Genomic DNA, 19148 nt, shown 5'->3' with positions numbered 1-19148 from the left:
CGAGGCTTTTTATGGGGAGGTGTACGGCTGTGCGTGGAGTTTTTATCGTGGCAAAGGTTGCAATAAGCCGTGCATCATACAGCTTTGACGCACTGTATAGCTATAGTGTGCCAGAGGAGCTGGCTCAGAAAGTGAAAAGCGGAGTGCGTGTGCTTGTGCCTTTTGGCAGAGGAAACCGCAAAGCCGTAGGGTTTGTTTCGAGAACGTATACGGAAGCCGAGTATAACGATAAGCTGAAGCCTGTTATTTCAGTGGTGGACGGGGAAAGCCTTGTCACCGAGGAAATGATGAGGATAATAATGTGGCTGAAAGAAAACACTTTCTGCACCTATTATGACGCTTACAAATCCGTTGTGCCTACAGGCTTTTCCTACACTTTTTCACAGCATTACAGCCTTGTCAATACCTACATTGACGAGGATACTTTAAATGAAGATGAGAAAAATGTGGTGGACTTTCTCCGATGTGCAAAAAGTCAGAGGGAGATAGACAGCTTTCTTGACGTGCATAATGACGCACGAAAGAAGAAAACTGTCGACTCTCTTGTGGATAAGGGCTATGTTGAGATCAGCGACGCTTTGAAAAGAAAAGTCGGTGATGAGAATGTCAGCATGGTAAGGCTTTCTGACGAGTATGTGTCAGGGGAGATACAGACCACTCTTACCCCGAAGCAGACCCTTGTGGTGAAGCTTCTTGAGGAGGGTGGCTGTGCCTCTGTGAAAGAAGTCTGCTATATGACCAACTGCACTTCAAGCATATTAAAAAGGCTTGCTGACAAGAAAGTTATCGTGCAGTATAAATACGAGGTCATGCGTGACGCCATAGGCGAGCTTGGCGAAAGGCAGGACCCTGACGATATCATATTAAATGAAGAACAATCAGCGGCATATGAGGGCATAATGGGGCTTATAAAAGCCGAAAAGCCCGCAGGTGCGTTGCTTTACGGTGTTACGGGAAGCGGCAAGACGTCTGTGTTCATAAAGCTTATAAAAAGCGTTATGGATATGGGTAAAACAGCGGTCATGCTCGTGCCTGAAATATCCCTTACACCGCAGATGCTCGGCAGATTCAAGTCACTTTTCGGTGATAAGATAGCCGTTATGCACTCGTCATTGTCGTTGGGACAGCGTACTGACGAGTTCAAGCGTATCAAGCGTGGGGAAGCAAGAATAGTTATCGGCACAAGAAGTGCAATATTTGCTCCTGTCACTAACGTGGGAATAATCATCATGGACGAGGAGGGCGAGCCGTCATATAAGTCGGACTCAACGCCTAGATACCATGCACGAGATGTTGCCATACAGCGGTGCGGATTTAATAACTGCGTGCTGTTGATGGCTTCTGCAACGCCGTCGCTGGAGAGCTTTTATTATGCGAAAAAGGGCAGATATCACTTGTTTGAACTTAAAAACAGATATTCAAAGTCGCCCCTGCCGGCAGTTGAGATAGTCGATATGCAGGAGGAAGCGGCAGAGGGCAATGACAGCTTGCTAAGCCGTGTTATGTGTGATAAGCTCACAGAAGTGCTTGCGAAAAAAGAGCAGGCTATCCTGCTTTTAAACAGGCGTGGCTATACAACGTATATCACTTGCATGGACTGCCGACAGCCTGTGGCTTGCCCTAATTGCAATATACCCCTGACCTATCACAAGAAAAATGATCGGTATATGTGCCACTACTGCGGATATACCATGGATAATATAGAGCACTGTCCACAGTGCGGCTCACAGCGGCTCAAATCAAGCGGTGTGGGAACTCAGCGTGTGGAGGACGAGCTTGAAAGGCTTTTTCCGCAGGCAAGGCTTCTTCGAATGGACGCTGACACCACTTCTTCAAGATATTCCTATGAGGAGAATTTTAAGGCGTTTGAGAAAGGCGAGTATGATATAATGCTTGGCACTCAAATGATAGCAAAGGGACTTAATTTCCCGAACGTCACAATGGTGGGTGTCATATCCCTTGACAAGGCACTGTTCACAGGGGATTTTCGCAGCTATGAGAGAACATTCTCACTGCTCACTCAGGTGGCAGGAAGAAGCGGCAGAGGAGATAAACCAGGGGTCGCATACATTCAGACCTTTGTGCCTGACCATTATGTGCTGAACCTTGCGGCAGAGCAAAATTATGATGAGTTTTATAAAGAGGAGATAGCACTGAGAAAGTCGCTGACATATCCGCCTTTTTGCGATATATGCGTTATAGGTTTTTCAGCACCCCTTGAAAGCAAGGTAATAGGCGCTTCACGCTGGGTGACTCAGCTTATAAAAGAGTATATCTCACAGCATAGGGTGAATTTTCCCCTTAGAGCGCTAGGCCCTGCACCATGCACATTTGAAATGATAAATAATCGCTACAGATACAGACTTATCCTGAAAACACGCAATACTGCGGATTTTCGTGAGATGATAAAGCACGTTCTGGGCGAGTTCTATAAAAATAAAGATTATCAGACAGTTCGTATATATGCCGACATAAACGGCGATATCGGGCTTTAAGAAAGGATAGTTAAATAAATGGCACTCAGAAAAATACTTAATAAGAGCGACGAGATTCTTCACAAGGTCTGCAAGCCTGTTACAGAATTTGACGACAAGCTTGGTCAGCTTCTTGACGATATGACAGAAACCCTGAAAAACGCCAACGGCGTTGGTCTTGCAGGTCCACAGGTGGCAAAGCTGAGAAGAGTGGTCGTTATAATAATCGACGATAAGGTTTACGAGCTTATCAACCTGAGATAACATGGCAGAGCGAGGAAAAGCAGAGAGTTCTGGAGGGCTGTCTTTCATGCCCGAACGAGTGGGGCTATGTTACAAGACCTATGAGAGTTAAGTTCAAGGCGCAGGACAGACACGGCAAGTGGTACGAAATGGAAGTATCAGAGCTGTTTGCACAGTGCGTTTGCCATGAGCTTGCACACCTTGAGGGTCATCTGTTTACTGAGATAGTTGAAGAATTTGTAGAGGTCGAGGACTAATGAAAATAATCTTCATGGGTACGCCTGATTTTGCCGTACCAACGCTGAAAAAGCTTTATGATAGCGGATATGAGGTGCAGGCTGTTTTCACTCAGCCTGATAAGCCAAAGGGCAGAGGCTATAAGCTTACTCCGCCCCCTGTAAAGGTGCTTGCGCAGGAGCATGACACTCCTGTTTATCAGCCGCAAAGCCTTAAAAAAGACGGCGAGGAGTATGTTAAAATTATCAATGACCTTGCCCCTGATTGTATCGTGGTGGCGGCTTATGGCAAAATGCTCCCTAAGTCGGTGCTTGATATACCAAGGCTTGGCTGTGTGAACGTCCATGGCTCGCTGCTTCCTAAATATCGTGGAGCAGGTCCGATACAGTGGGCTGTGCTTAATGACGAAGCTGAAACTGGAATTACAACGATGCTTATGGGAGAGGGCATGGATACGGGAGATATCCTTGTGGAAAAGTCTACTCCTATTGGCGAGAACGAAACAGCCGCTGAGCTTTTTGACAGACTTGCTGAAATGGGTGCAGAGGTGCTTGTTGATACCCTTGAAAAGCTCGATAAGGGTGAGATAACTCCTGTTAAGCAGGACGAGAGCCTTGCGACTTATGCACCAATGCTCTCAAAGGAGCTTTGCCCTATAGATTTCACAAAGCCAGTGAAAAAGATACACAAGCAGATATGCGGTCTGTCTGATTGGCCATGCGCTACTACAGTGCTTGAGGGCAAAAGGCTGAAAGTATATAAGTCTGAGATAGCTTCCACAAAGCCTTGCGGAAAGCCTGCGGGCACTGTGGTGGATAACAGCGACTTTTCCGTTGCCTGCTCAGACGGAGTGATAAGATTTACTCAGGTGCAGGCTGAAGGCTCAAAGAGAATGGATACCTCTGATTTTCTCAGAGGCAGACATATCGAGAACGGCACTGTGCTGGGATAATTCGGAGGAACTATGGGAAACGCCAGAAAAACGGTTTTAAGGCTGCTTACAAGGCTTGAAAACAGCGGCTCATATTCAAATATACTTCTTGACGAGGGCCTTGAAAGGTCAGACCTTTCACCTCAGGACAAGAAATTCGCCGCAGCACTTTTCTACGGCGTTTTGGAAAGACAGATAACTCTTGATAACATTATTCGGGAATATTCACGCAACCCTAAGAATAAGCTTGGTACTGAGGTCAGAGTTATCCTGAGAATGGGTCTTTATCAGCTTTTATATATGGACTCCGTTCCTGACAATGCGGCTGTGGACGAGTCTGTGAAGCTTGCAAAGAAAAACAGAAATCCTGCGGCAAGCGGATTTGTGAACGCAATGCTAAGGGAGTTTATAAGAAGCGACAAAAAGCTTCCAAAGGGCAGAAATGCCACGGAGGAGCTTTCTATAGAATACTCCGCACCTGTATGGCTGACGGAGAAGTGGACAAGGGAATATGGTAAGGATATCTGCCTTGAAATGCTGAAAACCTCTGTGGGACAGGCACCTGTCACCGGAAGAGTGAACACGGTCTTTCATTCTCTTGAAAGCACACTGGATATGCTCGCTGAGGAGGGCATTACCTTTGAAAGGCTGTCCGTCCTGCCTGATTGCATAAGGATATGCGGTGCAGGAGCGGTGGAGCATACTAAGGCTTACAAAGAGGGCAGGATACACGTTCAGGATCTTTCGAGCCAGCTTTGCTGTGCGGCGCTTGATCCTAAGGAGAACGATACAGCTCTTGACCTGTGTGCCGCACCTGGTGGAAAGACCTTTACAATTGCCGAGCGTATGAACAACAAGGGCAGAGTGCTTGCTTTTGATCTGCATAAAAATCGTGCAGGGCTAATTGAAAGCGGTGCCAAAAGGCTTGGACTTGACTGCATAAGGGCAGGTGTCAACAATGCTAAGGTCTATGACGAGAAAATGCCAAAGGCTGACAAAGTGCTTTGCGACGCACCCTGTTCGGGGCTTGGTGTAATAAGAAGAAAACCTGAGATAAAGTATAAAGAACCCTCAGATTTCGACAGGCTTCCCGAAATACAGTATGATATACTGAAAACGTCAGCGGAGTATGTAAAAGTCGGCGGAACGCTGGTGTATTCTACCTGCACGCTGTCAAGGGCGGAAAATGATGAGGTGGCAGACAGATTTTTGGCTGAACACCCTGATTTTGAGCCTGCACCGCTAGGCGAGGCTTTCGGCAGCGACAGCGGTCTTTGCAGAATGTCTATTACACCTGCAAAATATAATTCAGACGGATTTTTTATTGCTAAGTTTATCAGGCTGAGGTGATCTTTTGGTAGCATTTGATGATAATGGAAAAATAGATATATTGGGGCTTCTGCCTGACGAGCTGGAAGCCGAGATACTAAAGCTTGGAGAAAAGAAGTTCCGTGCAGGGCAGATATTTGATTGGCTTCATGTAAAGCGAGTGTCAAGTTTTGATGAAATGACTAATCTATCTGTACAATTACGGAATCTACTTAATGAAAAATTTTGTTTAAAATCACTATTTGTGTCAAAAAAGCTTGAATCTCATACCGATAATACTGTAAAATATCTATATGAGCTTGAGGACGGAAATCATGTGGAATCCGTAATAATGGAATACAACTACGGAAACACCATTTGCGTGTCAACTCAGGTGGGCTGTAAAATGGGCTGTCGCTTTTGTGCGTCAACTATTGCAGGCTTCAAGCGTGATCTGACTTCCTCGGAGATTCTGGGACAGATATACGCTTCTGAGCGTGACAGCGGAAGAAAGATATCAGGCGTGGTGCTTATGGGAATAGGCGAGCCTATGGATAACTTTGATAATGTGGTGAATTTCCTTGAAGTGCTGTCCTGTCCAAAGGGCTTTAATATGTCGCTAAGGCACGTTTCAGTGTCTACCTGCGGCATTGTGCCGAGGATATATGAGCTTGCAGAGAAAAAGCTGGGCATAACATTGTCTATCTCTTTGCACGCTTCCAATAATAAGAGCAGGAGCGAGATAATGCCTGTTAATGACAGGTATGATATTAACGAACTTCTTGCCGCCTGCCGATACTATTTTAAGGTAACAGGCAGGAGAATTTCTTTTGAATATGCTTTGATAGACGGGCATAACGATTCTATGGAGGACGCAAGAGAGCTTGCGGAGCTTCTGGGCGGATTTGTCTGTCATGTGAATATAATCCCTGTTAATAAGATAAAGGAGCGTAATTATCATTCTGACAGAAAGTCAGCCAACAGATTCAGAGGATATCTGGAGAAGCTTGGGATAAACGCTACTGTTAGGCGGACCTTGGGTGCGGATATAGACGCTGCCTGCGGTCAGCTAAGACGAGAATATGAGATCTGATAAAAGGTGGTGAATCGCTTGTTTATAGCGTCTGATACAGACATCGGAAAAAAACGCAGTGAAAATCAGGACAGAGTGCATGCTGAATTTCTAGCTGACAATGTTGCCGTTGCGGTGGTCTGTGACGGTATGGGCGGAGCGTCATCAGGCGGAGTTGCCAGTCAGCTTGCCATTGACGCAGTAGTAAAACGTATCAAGGAAAATTTCCGAAAAGATATGAAACCAAATTCCATAAGAAATCTTATGCTCACTTCAGTGCATTATGCGAATACGATCGTGTATGGCAAGAGCAAGGAGGATATTGATAAAAACGGTATGGGTACTACCTGCGTTGCGGCATTGGTGGTGGATAAGACCGTCTATATGGTGAGCGTGGGCGACAGTCGTGGATATCTTCTTACCAAGGACGGTATAGCTCAGATAACCACTGACCATACTTATGTGGAAATGCTTTATAGGTCGGGTCAGATAACCAAAGAAGAAGCGAAAAATCATCATATGAGAAACGTTATCACAAAGGCTGTGGGCGTTGAATCAGATGTTGAGGTCGATTATTTCGAGCTTGAAGAAAATGATAATTTTGCGGTGCTGCTTTGCTCTGACGGTCTGACCAATTATTGCACAGACAATATGATATATGAAACTGTGTTTGGCAATAATCTTGACGAGGCTATAAAACAGCTTATTGCTTTCGCAAACGAATGCGGCGGTAAAGATAATATTACTGCTGCGGTAATAGCAAATTAATGGAATGACAATAAAACATGAATAATATAGGAGTTGAATTACATGGATTCTAATATCGGCAAAAAGCTAGACGGCAGATATGAGATAACCGAGCTTATCGGCGTGGGCGGAATGGCTGACGTTTATAAGGCAGTTGACGTTATGGAAAACCGTACTGTTGCGGTAAAGATACTTAAGCCTGAGTTTTCACAGAACGAGGAATTTCTCAGACGCTTCAGAAACGAGAGCAAGGCTATCGCTGTACTTTCTCACCCTAATATCGTAAAGATATATGACGTGGGATTTTCTGACGAGATACAGTTTATCGTTATGGAGTATATCGACGGCATCACCCTTAAAGAGTTTATCGAGCAGCAGGGCGTGCTTAGGTGGAAAGACGCTTTGCACTTTGTAACTCAGATACTCCGTGCTTTACAGCACGCTCATGACAAGGGTATCGTTCACAGAGATATCAAACCGCAGAACATAATGCTTTTCCCTGACGGAACTATCAAGGTCATGGACTTTGGTATCGCAAGATTTTCAAGGATCGACGGAAAGACACTTTCTGACAAGACTATCGGTTCTGTTCACTATATCTCACCTGAGCAGGCAAGGGGCGATATGACAGATGAAAGATCTGACATATACTCTGTAGGCGTTATGCTCTATGAGATGCTCACAGGCAGAAAGCCTTTTGACGGTGAAAATCCTGTGGCTATCGCTCTCAAGCATATGCAGGAGGACCCAGTTCCGCCAAGAGAGATCATGCCTTCTATCCCGGAAGCTCTTGAAGAAATAGTTATGCACGCTATGGAGAGAGATCCTGCAAGACGTTATCAGTCAGCAGCAGAGATGATAAAGGATATAGACACATTCAAGCTCAATCCATCTGTTGTTTTCGGATATAAGAACAGCCCTGTTCCTATCCCTGTGGCTGATAACAATAACAAATATTTTGACGATGAGCATAGTGAGAACTATGACGACGATGAAGAATATGAGGACGATGACGAAGAAAACGATGACGAGGAAGAAGAGGAAGAAAAGAAGCGTTCTTACGTTGTTCCGATACTCCTTGCTGTTACAGTTGCAGTAGTTATCATTGCAGCGTTCGTTATCGTAGGAGTTGTATTCAAGTCATTCAGCGGTTCAAACGGTATGCACACAGGCACAGTTACACTGCCAAACTTTGTGGGCAAGAATATCGTTCAGGTTGAGCAGGATTATAAGGATAAGCTTAAATTTGATATCACCGAAGAGTATAATGACCAGTATGACGAGGGAATAATCACATTCCAGGGTCAGGCAGCAGGAAAGTCTGTTAAGGAAGGCTTCACGGTTACACTTACTGTAAGTAAGGGCAAAAAAATGGCAACTATCCCTGACATGGTGAAGAAAGACGGCACTGTGGCTGAAAGCGAGCTTAAGGCTGCAGGATTTATGGTCGTTAAGAGAGATATATGGTCTGAGGATATAGCTTCAGGTCTTGTTGTGAAAACACAGCCGGCAGCAGGCGAGCAGTATGCCGTAGGTGCGACTGTTGCTTTGTTTGTAAGTAAGGGTCCTGTTGAAACAAGAGTCAAAGTACCAAGCGTTGTAGGTCTTACAGAAGAAAAGGCAGTTGCAATGCTCAAGGAGAACAAGCTCAAGGCTGAGGTCAAGGAGATCGAGCATGAGGGCGATAAGGGCAAGGTCATCGAGCAGGATACAGACGAAGGCACATATGTTGAGCGTGACACAACTGTTACTATTTACGTTTCGACCGGAGAAACTTCACCTGTTGAGGTAACATTCTCACTGCCACTTCCAAGTGGTATCCACGGCTCATATTCTATAGACATCTACAATAACGGCAACGTTGCATATACACAGAAGATCGGTAGTGGAGAATCTGTTGCAGGCGGTTCTGTAAATATAACTGTAAAGGGCAAGAAGACAGAAACTCTGACTATCTTCATCACAAATGACGAAAATCAGCAGAAGTGCCGTTATGCAGTATATGACATAGATTATGATAAGCAGACAGCTACTCTTAGCGGAAGCCTGAATGAAAGCGGTCTGATCGACATTACTCCGACAACGACCACAACAACTACAACTACGACCACAACAACTACTACAACTACCACTACTGAAGCACCTGCACCGGAGCCTCAGGAGCCAGACGAGCAGGGTCAGTAGTTCATGAATGGAATAATCGTTAAAGCTATCGGAGGCATCTACTATGTAGAAGCCTCGACGGCATTTATGAATGTAAGGCAAGAGGAGTATTCAGAAGAAAGAACATTTCTCCTGTAGGCGGCGACAGAGTTGAATTTTCATTGGAGGACGACGGAAGCGGAGTTATCGAGAAGATAGAGGAAAGACGCTCATTGCTTATAAGACCGCCTCTTGCAAATCTTGATATGCTTGTGTTCGTTTCGTCTACCTGCGAACCAAGACCTAATCTGCTGTTGCTAGATAAGTTTATTGCAATAGCTGTTTTCAAAAAAATAGAGCCTGTGGTAGTCTTTACAAAGATAGACAAGGAAAGCTGTGACGAGCTTGTGGACATATACAAGGGCGCAGGGATAAAGACCTTTCAGGTAGACAATACCACCGGCGAGGGCAGTGAAGCTGTTAAGGCTGTGCTGGAGGGCAAGCTGTCGGCATTTACAGGAAACACGGGTGTTGGCAAATCGTCACTGCTCAATAATATGTTTCCTGCATTGGGGCTTGCCACCAACGAGATAAGCAAAAAGCTTGGCAGGGGAAAGCATACCACACGCCATGTAGAGCTATATAAGCTGGAGGGCGGTGGTTATATTGCCGATACCCCTGGCTTTTCGTCGTTTGATACCAACAGATATGATATTATTTTCAAAGACAAGCTTGCAGGCTGTTTTCCTGAGTTTCAGAAATACGAGGGCAAGTGCAGATTTCCTGATTGCAGCCACACAAAGGAAAAGGGCTGTGCGGTCATAGAGGCGGTAAAAAATGGCGAGATTGCAAAGTCAAGGCATGAAAGTTATGTGGAAATGTACGAGCAGGCAAAGCAGCTTAAGGAGTGGGAATACAAAAATGACTAAGAAATGCACTATCTTTTCAGGCGGTGAAGCGGTGTCGGCTCAGTGCGTGGCAGAATATAAGCCTTTTATCGACGATTCTCTTGTGATATCCGCTGACAAGGGCTATAAGCTTGCACAGGCAGTGGGCGTAAAGTCGGACATTATTATGGGCGATTTTGATTCCGCTGAAAAACCTGTTTTTGATAATATCGAGATCTTCCCCTCAGAAAAGGACGATACCGACCTTATGCTTGCCATAAAGCAGGGCTTTGAGTCGGGTTGTGATGATTTTCTCATATTTGGTGCAACAGGCGGACGAGTAGACCACTTACTTGGAAATATCCAATCTCTGGGATATATTTTATCTTGTGGCGGTGAGGGAATGATAGCCGCAGATAGGGAGATAATTCGGCTTTATCGTGCAGGCAGTTACAGGATATATGACCGTGAGGGCTTTTCGTTCTCACTGGTGGCATATACCGATAAGGTAGAGGGTCTGACCATAAAGGGTGCGAAATATGAAGTAGAGGACTGTCTGCTGACCAATGCTTTCCCACTTGGCATATCAAACGTGGTGAAAGGCTTTGATGGGCAGGATAGAAAATACGCTGAGATATCATTCAAAAGTGGCTATCTGCTGTCAGTACAGTCAAAAATGGTAACCGATTTTTGATTTTTGAATAATATAAACTATAACTATTCGGGAGGTAATACTTATGAAAGTTGTAGTTGTAAAAAGTCCAAAGGTCATATCGGGTTTAATGAGGCTTATTTTCAAGATCAAAAAGGAAGAAGAATAGGATAACTGGCGGTACTCGTGTGAGTGCCGCCAATTTTTTTGCAATAGCAGAAAAGCTCTTAGATCACAGGAACGATCTAAGAGCTTTTTATTTTGTTATGTTATGATTCATCATGATGTGCTTTTGACGGCAAAATTACGTTATTCGTATAACGATAAATAACTATTTTACGATCCTTTATAGCTTTGCTCTGTCGAATTTCGTCAAATCCTCTATTTTACGAAAATATTCAATTATCTTGTTGCAATTCTATTGCGGAAAGCAAGAGTGTAGGAAGCCCTAATACGGCTGATGACATGAAGAAATAAAAGAAATGTGACTAATTGGTAGATAAACGGACAAAAAAATAAAATCGGACTTCAAAAAAGCCCGATTTTACGATGATTTCTGGTGCCGCTAACCGGACTTGAACCGGTACGGGTTTTACCCCGAGGGATTTTAAGTCCCTTGTGTCTGCCTATTCCACCACAGCGGCATGCAAGATATATTATAACACTTTTTTTGCAAAATGTCAACGCTTTTTTTGCAAATTACAAGTTGTTAAACAGAAATAAATGGTAATTGTGGAATGGCAACGGTGTTTATTTTAAATCTTTTTGCCTTGAAACTGAAAACCTGTAGATAAATACAGATATCAAAGCGGTGACGACTTCTGTTATCCAGAATGCGTTCCATACGCCTGTTGGTCCCGTGAGCTTGCAGAGGAAGAACGCAAGTGGCAGTATTATCGCAATAAATCTGCACAGAGATATCATAAGCGACGGAATGCCCATGCCAAGCCCCTCCAGCGCACCTGATGAGGTGACGGATACTGCGGAGATAACAAAGCCGATACAAATTAGGCGCAGTGCTGTTTTGCCTATGGCGATAGTGTCAGCGTTTTCCGTGAAAAGCCTATGAGCTTGGCTGGGAAAAGTGCGCATATGATAGTTCCTGCCGCCAATATCACACCTGTCATGTAAAGAACAATGCGGTAAATTTTCTTCACACGCTCCTTCTCGCCTGCTCCGTAGTTAAAACTGATAACTGGTCGCATACCCTGAATAACACCGTTTGCGGGTAGATAAAGAAAGGTCTGGAGCTTGTAGTAAATTCCAAGAACAAGCACATAGCTTTGTGAATATGCCGCAAGTATGCCGTTGAGGGCGGATATGAGAAGTGACGGCAGTGCAAGATTAAGTGTTGCAGGAATGCCTATGGAGTACATCTTTGCGATTATCATGCCGTCAGGACGCTTGTGTTTTGCTGAAAGCTTAACAGGAAGCTCACAGCGAAGATATGCTATTATGTATATGACAAGTGTCAGCACCTGACCGATACCGGTGGCGAGTGCAGCACCCTTTATACCCATCTCAGGAAAAAATCCAACGCCAAAAATAAGCAGAGGGTCAAGGATTATGTTTGAAATACAGCCGCAGAGCATACTGAACATTGATATCTTCATTCTGCCGACAGATTGGAATATCTTCTCAAATGCAATGGCAAGCATTAATGCAGGAGAGAATGTAAATACAATGTTGCAATACTGCACGCCAAGATCTACAACGTTTTTATTACTTGTGAACATAGATAGAAATGCAGGCATTATAAGTATACATATTATCATTAGCACAATACCATGCAAAGCCGAAAGGGCAAGCCCCTGAGTTGCGGCAATGTCAGCCTTTTCCTTTCTGCCTGCACCAAGATATATGGCAATGACCGCATTGATGCCGATACCAAAGCCGATAGCAGTGGCACTTATAAAATTCTGCACAGGAAACACCAGTGAAAGCGATGTCATTGCGTCCTCGCTTATCTTTGCCACGAAAAAGCTGTCAATGATGTTGTAAAGAGAGTTTACAAGCATTGATATCACCATTGGCAGGGACATTGAAAGCAGAAGAGGGAAGATCGGTCTTGTTTTCATGAAATCACTGTTCATTTATTTTTTTACACTCCTTTGTCTGTGGGCAGAAAAAAAGCCGCACAGCCTGTTTGCTGTGTGGCGAAAAGTGACATACTGTCAGGAAAAATCCACGCAAGTTTTACAAAGTATATTTTAACATAGCGGTATGATTTTGTCAATAAATTTTCTTTAATATTATGTTTCAAAAAAGTATACAAACACGCTAATTGTAGATTGACAAGATTTTTCTGCTATGGTAAAATGTTATTATGATAATTTATGTTAGGGGAGAAAGCGTAATGACTTTTATAGAGTGGCTCAAAGACTGTAATGAAGCAGACCCTTTGACTGAAAAGGTTTACATATGTAATGATTATCTCAACGCCGAGAGAATGTTGGAGAACGCAAGCGGTGAAAATATTGTTATAAGGCTTGAAAGATACACAGTCGCAGATCATGCAAAGCATATTATCGAAACCAGTGCCGAGTATATGGACAGCAGGATAATAACGCTGTCAAATGCTGAGGGCTGTGAGATAGTAAGACGTATTATTGATGAAAGCGGTATAAGCTATTTCAAAAGCGACGACCATAATGCCTGCATGGAGATATTCAAGACAATATCAGAGCTTAGAATGAACTGTATAGGCCCTGATTCATTGTCCTTGGACAGCAGACGTATCAACACGCTGAGTGCGATCTTTCAAGCGTATGAAAATAAGCTTTCAGACAGCAAACTATATGACAGTGCAAAGCTCATAAGCATTGCCAGCGGTCTTATAAAGGCTGGTAAGGCAGACGTGAACAGCGTTCATTTTGCATATGACAAAGAAATAGAAGCTGACAATCTGACAGCGGAGTATATAGGGCTTTTGCCTGATCCTGCGGTTATAGATAACATGGCTGATATGAGCGATGAGCAGTATCAGAATGGTCTGAGAGAGTTAGCACAAAAGGCGGAGCTTTGGAGAAATTATGGCGTAACAAACGAGGTGGAGAGAACTGTTCTACATATCGTGAACAGTGGTTACGAGCTTTGCAATACCGCTGTGCTGTGTCCAGATGATGAGTATATGGACTTGCTCATGAATATGTGCGATCAATACAAAGTCCCCGTGGAATTTCCTGAGGGCATTTCATGCAGACACAGTGACGTTGTTGCATTTTTCAGGGCAATGCTCAAATGGTGCAAAAATGACTATAGATTTGACCTTTTCAAAGATGTGATGCTTTCGCCTGTTTTTCATTATGAGAAAGAAATAGAGGACGGCAAGACCAAAAGCAAGGGCAGGATATTCCTTGAAGCACAGAACTCAGGAAACGGCTGGGGCATTGAATGGTATAGCACAAGGGATAGTCAGGTGTTCACGGACTTTTATGATGTCTTTAAAAAAGAAAATGTCAGCGCAAAAGAGTTTTACGGTGGCGTGCTGAAATTGGTGAATGAGTATGTGAGAGGTACAAACGCTGAGCAGAGAAGTTCCATATCAAGCGTTAAGGACGCTTTGATAGGCAGATATAGATTTTATGCAGACTATGACAAGAGTCTTAGCTTGCAGGAAGCAATGACTGAGATCACCGACATTGCAGAGAACGCAAGGTATTCTTTGCCTGCATCAAAAGGCGCTGTTACCTGCTGTCTTATGGGGCGGTATTCTGCGCTTTTCATGAAAACATATATGTTCTTGGTCTGACAACAGGAAGATTTCCTGTCATGCAGGACGAGTCACCTGTTCTGAACGATAAGGAGAGAGAACAGCTTTTCGGCAACCGTGACCATTGTTCTGACGCTATCGAGCGCAGAAAGCTCACTGACCTTGTGAGAACTGTTCTCATGGCTGAGAGAGCAAACCTTGTTGTAAGCTGTAGTGTTTATGATACCGTAGAAATAAGAGCGCAAAGCCCGTCGGCAGTGTATACTGTTATTGCGGCTGAAAAGGGCATTGATGTAAACAAAATAGAAGTGTATGATTATCTTTCTGACAGACGCAAGGTGAGCGTGCGTTCTGAGATATCATTAAACAGTGCTTTTCTTAACAAGGCAGAAAAAATCGGGCTTCATGATGACGGTGCAAAGCAAAGCGAAAGCCTTACGGAGTATCTTGATAAGCAAAGAGAAAGCCGTATAGATATATTGCGTGAAATGTGCAAAAATAATCATTTTATCATTTCTGCCACAAGCCTTTCGACTATGCTTCAGTGTCCGCTGAGGTTTTTCTATGAGCGTATCGCCCATGTTGAAAAGCCGCAGGAGGTGGATATAGACCGCAGTGCATGGCTCAAAGGCAATGTCAAGGGAATGTATATACATGAGATAATGGAGAATTATGCCAAGACTGTGCTTAAAGGCAAAAGTGCGGCTGAGGTGTCTGAAATTGTTGACACAGCGGTGCTTGATGAGATATTCGAGAGCGTTACGAAAAAATACCTTCTTGATTATCCACCATTGGATATGGCTGTTGCGCAGAGTGAGAGAGAGGAATATTACACCTGTGTCAAGGCTTATCTTGACGAACTGCACGGCGATATACACTCAGGCAAACGTGAGGTCGTTGAGGTCGAGTATCCATTTGTCGGCGATGTGAAAATAGGCGAATATAAAGTCACCATAAGGGGCAGGATAGACCGCCTTGACAAGATAATAGACGGCACAAAGGTGTCATATCAGATAGTTGACTACAAGACGGAGGATATCAAAAAATTCAGGGAGAAGCTTCCAGAAGACCCACAGGATCATATTTATGCCCTTGCGCTTGAAAAAGGTCTTACGCCTGTGGGAGAAGTGAGCGAAAGTGATATCGTTTCCGCAGATTATGTTTTCATTCTTGAAAAAGGGAATTGCCATGTAGTTAACAATAAGGATAATTCTGGAATTAAAAACATGATAACAATAACATTTAAGAAAATAGTAGAAGAGGGATTTAAAAAGTGTATTGTGAATAAGAATGATAAAATTACTCCATGCACGTTTTGTCCTGCTTATGAAGAAGTTTGCTCAGGGGGTGCAACAGAATGAGTGAAGAACAGATAAGAAGCTATATAATAAACAAAGACAGTTATGATAAGAATATCCTTGTTGAAGCAGGCGCAGGTGCAGGTAAGACAAGGCTTATAATACAGCGTGTTATAGGTCAGATAGGCGCAGGTATACCTGTTGAAAAGATAGTGCTTATAACTTTCACCAATGCTGCTGCAAACGAGCTTTATGAGAGGATACAGGCAGGGCTTACGGAGAATATCGCAAAATGCAGCGGTGAGGAAAAGAAGCTGTATGAGAACGCTGTTATGAATTTACAGCGCATGAAGATAAGCACTATACACAGCTTTTGTTTGAGTATGTTGTCAGAACAGCCTTTTGAAGCTGACCTGCATTTGGGATTAAAACTTGCCGAGGATGGTGAAACAAAGCAGGCACAGGCTGACTTTTTCGAGAGATATTACCGCACAAATGGTGCGAACATAGAAGATTTCGGCTTTCTGAACAGCAATCAATATAAGCTCAGAGACAGCCGTGTGAAAAACTTTCTTATGGAAACATTTCTTGAGTGTGCTGAATACAGAGATGTTGAGTTTGTTAGGGATAAAAGCTATGACAGTGTGACATTTGACACCATAAATAAGCTTGCCTATAAAGAAATGTGTAACTATAGGGATAGTCTTGTGCGTGCTTTCTATAATGGTGCTTTGGGTGGAAAATACGAAGATATAGCAGGTTTTCTTGTTGGTGATGTGACAAAGTTTTTTCCTGATAATATGAATGTCTATGACTCGGAGTATAATTATGTGAAAGTTTGCGCTAATCTTAAAGCTTGCAAAAAGTTACTTGAGCCTTTTAATAAGACTAAAATTAAGAAAGATCATCCAAAGAGCAATGAGAACATGGCCATTTTCAGCCCAAGTGGGTTTGATAATGTAAAGAAGGAAAATGCACTGTATGCCCTCAACAAGACGGCAACGTATATAGAGCAGGCTGTAAAGGCTTATCAGGAGAGTGAAGACGGTGAGAGCGTTTCAAATGACGGGCTTTTGTATCACACTCACGAGCTTCTCAAAAACAGCAGTGAGGCAAGAGCGTTTTTCAAAAACAAGTATTCCTGCATTTATATAGATGAGTTTCAGGATACTGATGTTATGCAGACTGAGCTTCTGCTGTATCTTTGTGCAGACGACAGCAAGCTTATAGCAGGCGGTGATATATGGCAATGCCCGCTCCGTGATGGTGCGTTGTTTGCGGTGGGCGACCCTAAACAGTCTATCTACGGCTTCCGTGATGCTGATATCAGGCTTTATAACAAAATGAAAGCCAAATTCCAGAACAATAACGAGAAAAACTGCGAGTTTTTCTCACTTGATTACAACTTCCGCTCTGATGAGCAGCTTATAGCTTGGGTAAATGAAAAGTTCCAGCCTGAAATAAACGGCAAATATGGTATGACATACAGCGATATGATATCAAAGGCTGATAAGCCTGCGGCTGTTTCCGATGATGTTATCAGAGGGGCGTATTTTGTCAAAGAGCCTGGTGCTGAAAGCGTGGCTAAGATAATATCAGACCTAGTGAAGGTTGGAAAGATATTCGACAAGGGTGTGGAAAGACCTATAAGATACAGTGATTTTCTTCTGCTTCTTTGGAACACAACTCAAATGGAGTTTTATTCAATGGTCTTGACAGATCGTGGCATACCATATACAATGTTGGGCAAACGTCCTCAGAAAAACAGTCTGGTGCTGAAAAGATTTATTGCTCTTGCAGAGTTCGTTTTTGAAAGCTACAGCCCTACCGCAAAGGAAAAGGCTTATTCTATCCTTTGGAGATGTAGGCCTGACAGCATCGATTTTGAAGACGCTGAAATTGACGTAGACGATTATGAACAAAACTGTGAAAGCAATGACGCCACGCTTGTTGCAGTAAAGGCGTCTGCCGATACTGTTAATGAGCCTATAGCGAAGCTATATAAGATACTTGATTTTCCTGAGCTTCTTTTTGATAATACCAGCAACAGAGAATATGAGCTTTCAAATCTTATCTATCTTATTGAAAAGTGGGAAAAGCAGGATTTTGCAGGAAGCGGCGAGCTTATGGACATGATGAAAAACGAGCTTTCTGTGTTGAAAGAAAAAGAGCTTATCCTTGACAGCAGTGAGCAGAACTGCGTAAGGCTCATGAATCTTCACAAGGCAAAGGGTCTTGAGGGGAATATCGTTATTATGGCGGAGGCTAAAAATCATAAATTCAGCGGTGGAAAGTACACCGACCTTGTGGCTAAAAGACAGGTCTATGTACCTTTGAAAACAAGCGATTATTCATATATGGACTATCTGACATTCTACCCTAATGAGAGGAAGCAGGCAGAGGATAAATATTTTGGCGAACAGCTCAGGCTTGAATATGTTGCGGCCACAAGAGCAAAGCAGGCTTTTATATTTGTGTATACTTTTGAACGGAAAAAACCTGTGATCGACAAACTTACAATGAGCAAAATAGGCAGAGAACTGCCGCAGATAAACAATGCCACAGCGCAAAGTGCTGCGCAGGCGGTGCAGATAAACGTCAAGGATATATTCGACGAGGTGAACAACAGCCGAAATGCTTTTGATGAAAACGTTAAAAAGCTCAGTGAGAAATATGTTAGCAAAATCACTCCTAGCCACCTTGAGGACGGCAAAAAGGTCACTGCACCAAGTGGAGTGGAGAAACTGTCTTACAAACGTCCAATGGGCATAGATATCGGTCATATGGTACATCGTGCCTTTGAGCTTGCAGTGAATATGCGTGAAAAGCTTTTTCCGTATAACGAAACTTCACAGCAAAATGAGCTAATTCAGAAGATTGTCAGCAGAGCGTATCTCGACTTTGAGGACGAGTGCAGTTTGCAAGATTCTGAGAGCTTTTATAAGGACTATATCAACTATCAGCTTCACAGCTTTTTGAAAGATAAGGATATCGAAAAATTGCTCAAAACTGCGCAGGCAGTGTATACAGAGCTTCCATTCTACAGTATGGACGGCAATGAATACAGCAACGGAGTTATGGATCTTGTGCTTAAAATGTCAGACAAAAGCTTTATCATAATCGACTATAAGACCAACATACAGGAAGAAGCCGACAGAAAGCTTTTTGAGGAGAGAATTTTAAAGACATATCGTTCACAGCTTGATTTCTACGAAAAGATACTCAGAAAAATGCTTTCGCTCAGTGACGAAACTAAGGTGGAGTGCCATATTTACTTTATGAATGACGATAAGTATATAAAAAACTAGAGCAAAGTCGCTTAAAATATGAATGAGTTAATATTGTGAATAATATTGTAATTTGTATCGTTCGGTTGACAATGCGATTGAGGTGTGGTATAATAAATCAGCTAATAATGTCGAAAAAAGTAAAAAAAGCAACAATA

14 protein-coding genes, 1 tRNA gene and 2 pseudogenes are annotated in these 19148 nt (G+C 43.3%); 15 read left to right on the top strand and 2 right to left on the bottom strand.

Annotated features, from left to right (window positions below):
- Positions 1 to 29: 29 nt before the first annotated feature.
- From priA to spoVM, 12 genes and pseudogenes are all read left to right on the top strand, one after another.
- Positions 30 to 2495 carry a primosomal protein N' gene (gene priA, locus DW793_RS02610; RefSeq protein ID WP_252969626.1) on the top strand — a complete coding sequence of 822 codons (2466 nt, stop codon included), beginning with the start codon at positions 30 to 32 and terminating at the stop codon, positions 2493 to 2495.
- Positions 2496 to 2513: 18 nt separating this feature from the next.
- Positions 2514 to 2738, top strand: a complete 225-nt coding sequence (locus DW793_RS15830; RefSeq protein WP_390624605.1) for a peptide deformylase — start codon at positions 2514 to 2516, stop codon at positions 2736 to 2738.
- Entirely contained in the window at positions 2735 to 2974 is a 240-nt protein-coding gene (locus tag DW793_RS15825) for a peptide deformylase (RefSeq protein ID WP_390624610.1), read from the top strand. The genes DW793_RS15830 and DW793_RS15825 overlap by 4 nt, the downstream gene beginning before the upstream one ends.
- A complete protein-coding gene (fmt, locus tag DW793_RS02600) occupies positions 2974 to 3906 on the top strand; it encodes a methionyl-tRNA formyltransferase (RefSeq protein WP_118156982.1) in 933 nt (310 codons plus the stop codon). Before DW793_RS15825 ends, fmt begins: the two co-directional genes overlap by 1 nt.
- 12 nt (positions 3907 to 3918) lie before the next feature.
- Positions 3919 to 5235: a 16S rRNA (cytosine(967)-C(5))-methyltransferase RsmB gene (gene rsmB / locus DW793_RS02595; RefSeq protein ID WP_118156981.1), complete on the top strand. Its 1317-nt coding sequence runs from the start codon at positions 3919 to 3921 to the stop codon at positions 5233 to 5235.
- Between the two features lie 4 nt (positions 5236 to 5239).
- Positions 5240 to 6286 carry a 23S rRNA (adenine(2503)-C(2))-methyltransferase RlmN gene (gene rlmN / locus DW793_RS02590; RefSeq protein WP_022287849.1) on the top strand — a complete coding sequence of 349 codons (1047 nt, stop codon included), beginning with the start codon at positions 5240 to 5242 and terminating at the stop codon, positions 6284 to 6286.
- An 18-nt stretch (positions 6287 to 6304) separates the two neighbouring features.
- The gene (locus DW793_RS02585; RefSeq protein WP_022287850.1) at positions 6305 to 7033 is read left to right on the top strand and encodes a Stp1/IreP family PP2C-type Ser/Thr phosphatase; all 729 of its coding nucleotides are present in this window, start codon (positions 6305 to 6307) and stop codon (positions 7031 to 7033) included.
- A 42-nt stretch (positions 7034 to 7075) separates the two neighbouring features.
- Positions 7076 to 9196, top strand: coding sequence for a Stk1 family PASTA domain-containing Ser/Thr kinase (pknB, locus tag DW793_RS02580; RefSeq protein ID WP_117897509.1), 2121 nt, complete (start codon positions 7076 to 7078; stop codon positions 9194 to 9196).
- Between the two features lie 62 nt (positions 9197 to 9258).
- Positions 9259 to 9312: pseudogene (locus DW793_RS15820) on the top strand (hypothetical protein); the annotation flags it as partial.
- Between the two features lie 24 nt (positions 9313 to 9336).
- On the top strand, positions 9337 to 10083 hold the full coding sequence (gene rsgA, locus DW793_RS02575) for a ribosome small subunit-dependent GTPase A (RefSeq protein WP_390624604.1): 747 nt from the start codon (positions 9337 to 9339) through the stop codon (positions 10081 to 10083).
- Positions 10076 to 10735: a thiamine diphosphokinase gene (locus tag DW793_RS02570; protein ID WP_181983746.1), complete on the top strand. Its 660-nt coding sequence runs from the start codon at positions 10076 to 10078 to the stop codon at positions 10733 to 10735. The genes rsgA and DW793_RS02570 overlap by 8 nt, the downstream gene beginning before the upstream one ends.
- A gap of 43 nt (positions 10736 to 10778) precedes the next feature.
- Positions 10779 to 10862: a stage V sporulation protein SpoVM gene (gene spoVM, locus DW793_RS15815; protein ID WP_117856231.1), complete on the top strand. Its 84-nt coding sequence runs from the start codon at positions 10779 to 10781 to the stop codon at positions 10860 to 10862.
- Positions 10863 to 11250: 388 nt separating this feature from the next.
- Here spoVM and DW793_RS02560 read toward each other — a convergent pair.
- Positions 11251 to 11337 (bottom strand) — tRNA-Leu (locus DW793_RS02560).
- A 106-nt stretch (positions 11338 to 11443) separates the two neighbouring features.
- A pseudogene (locus DW793_RS02555) lies at positions 11444 to 12711 on the bottom strand (MATE family efflux transporter).
- Between the two features lie 338 nt (positions 12712 to 13049).
- Here DW793_RS02555 and DW793_RS02550 point away from each other — a divergent pair.
- The 3 genes from DW793_RS02550 to DW793_RS02540 are packed head-to-tail and all read left to right on the top strand — an operon-like array spanning position 13050 to position 19011.
- Positions 13050 to 14444, top strand: a complete 1395-nt coding sequence (locus DW793_RS02550; RefSeq protein WP_118156980.1) for a hypothetical protein — start codon at positions 13050 to 13052, stop codon at positions 14442 to 14444.
- Positions 14445 to 14464: 20 nt separating this feature from the next.
- On the top strand, positions 14465 to 15766 hold the full coding sequence (locus tag DW793_RS02545) for a PD-(D/E)XK nuclease family protein (RefSeq protein ID WP_118156979.1): 1302 nt from the start codon (positions 14465 to 14467) through the stop codon (positions 15764 to 15766).
- Complete coding sequence (locus tag DW793_RS02540; RefSeq protein WP_118156978.1) at positions 15763 to 19011, top strand: UvrD-helicase domain-containing protein; 3249 nt, start codon at positions 15763 to 15765, stop codon at positions 19009 to 19011. The genes DW793_RS02545 and DW793_RS02540 overlap by 4 nt, the downstream gene beginning before the upstream one ends.
- Positions 19012 to 19148 lie beyond the last annotated feature (137 nt).

The organism is Ruminococcus sp. AM31-15AC (genome assembly GCF_003462045.1).
In the GTDB taxonomy this organism is placed as follows: Bacteria; Bacillota; Clostridia; order Oscillospirales; family Ruminococcaceae; genus Hominimerdicola; species Hominimerdicola aceti.
This window is presented reverse-complemented; position numbering and strand designations above follow the sequence as displayed.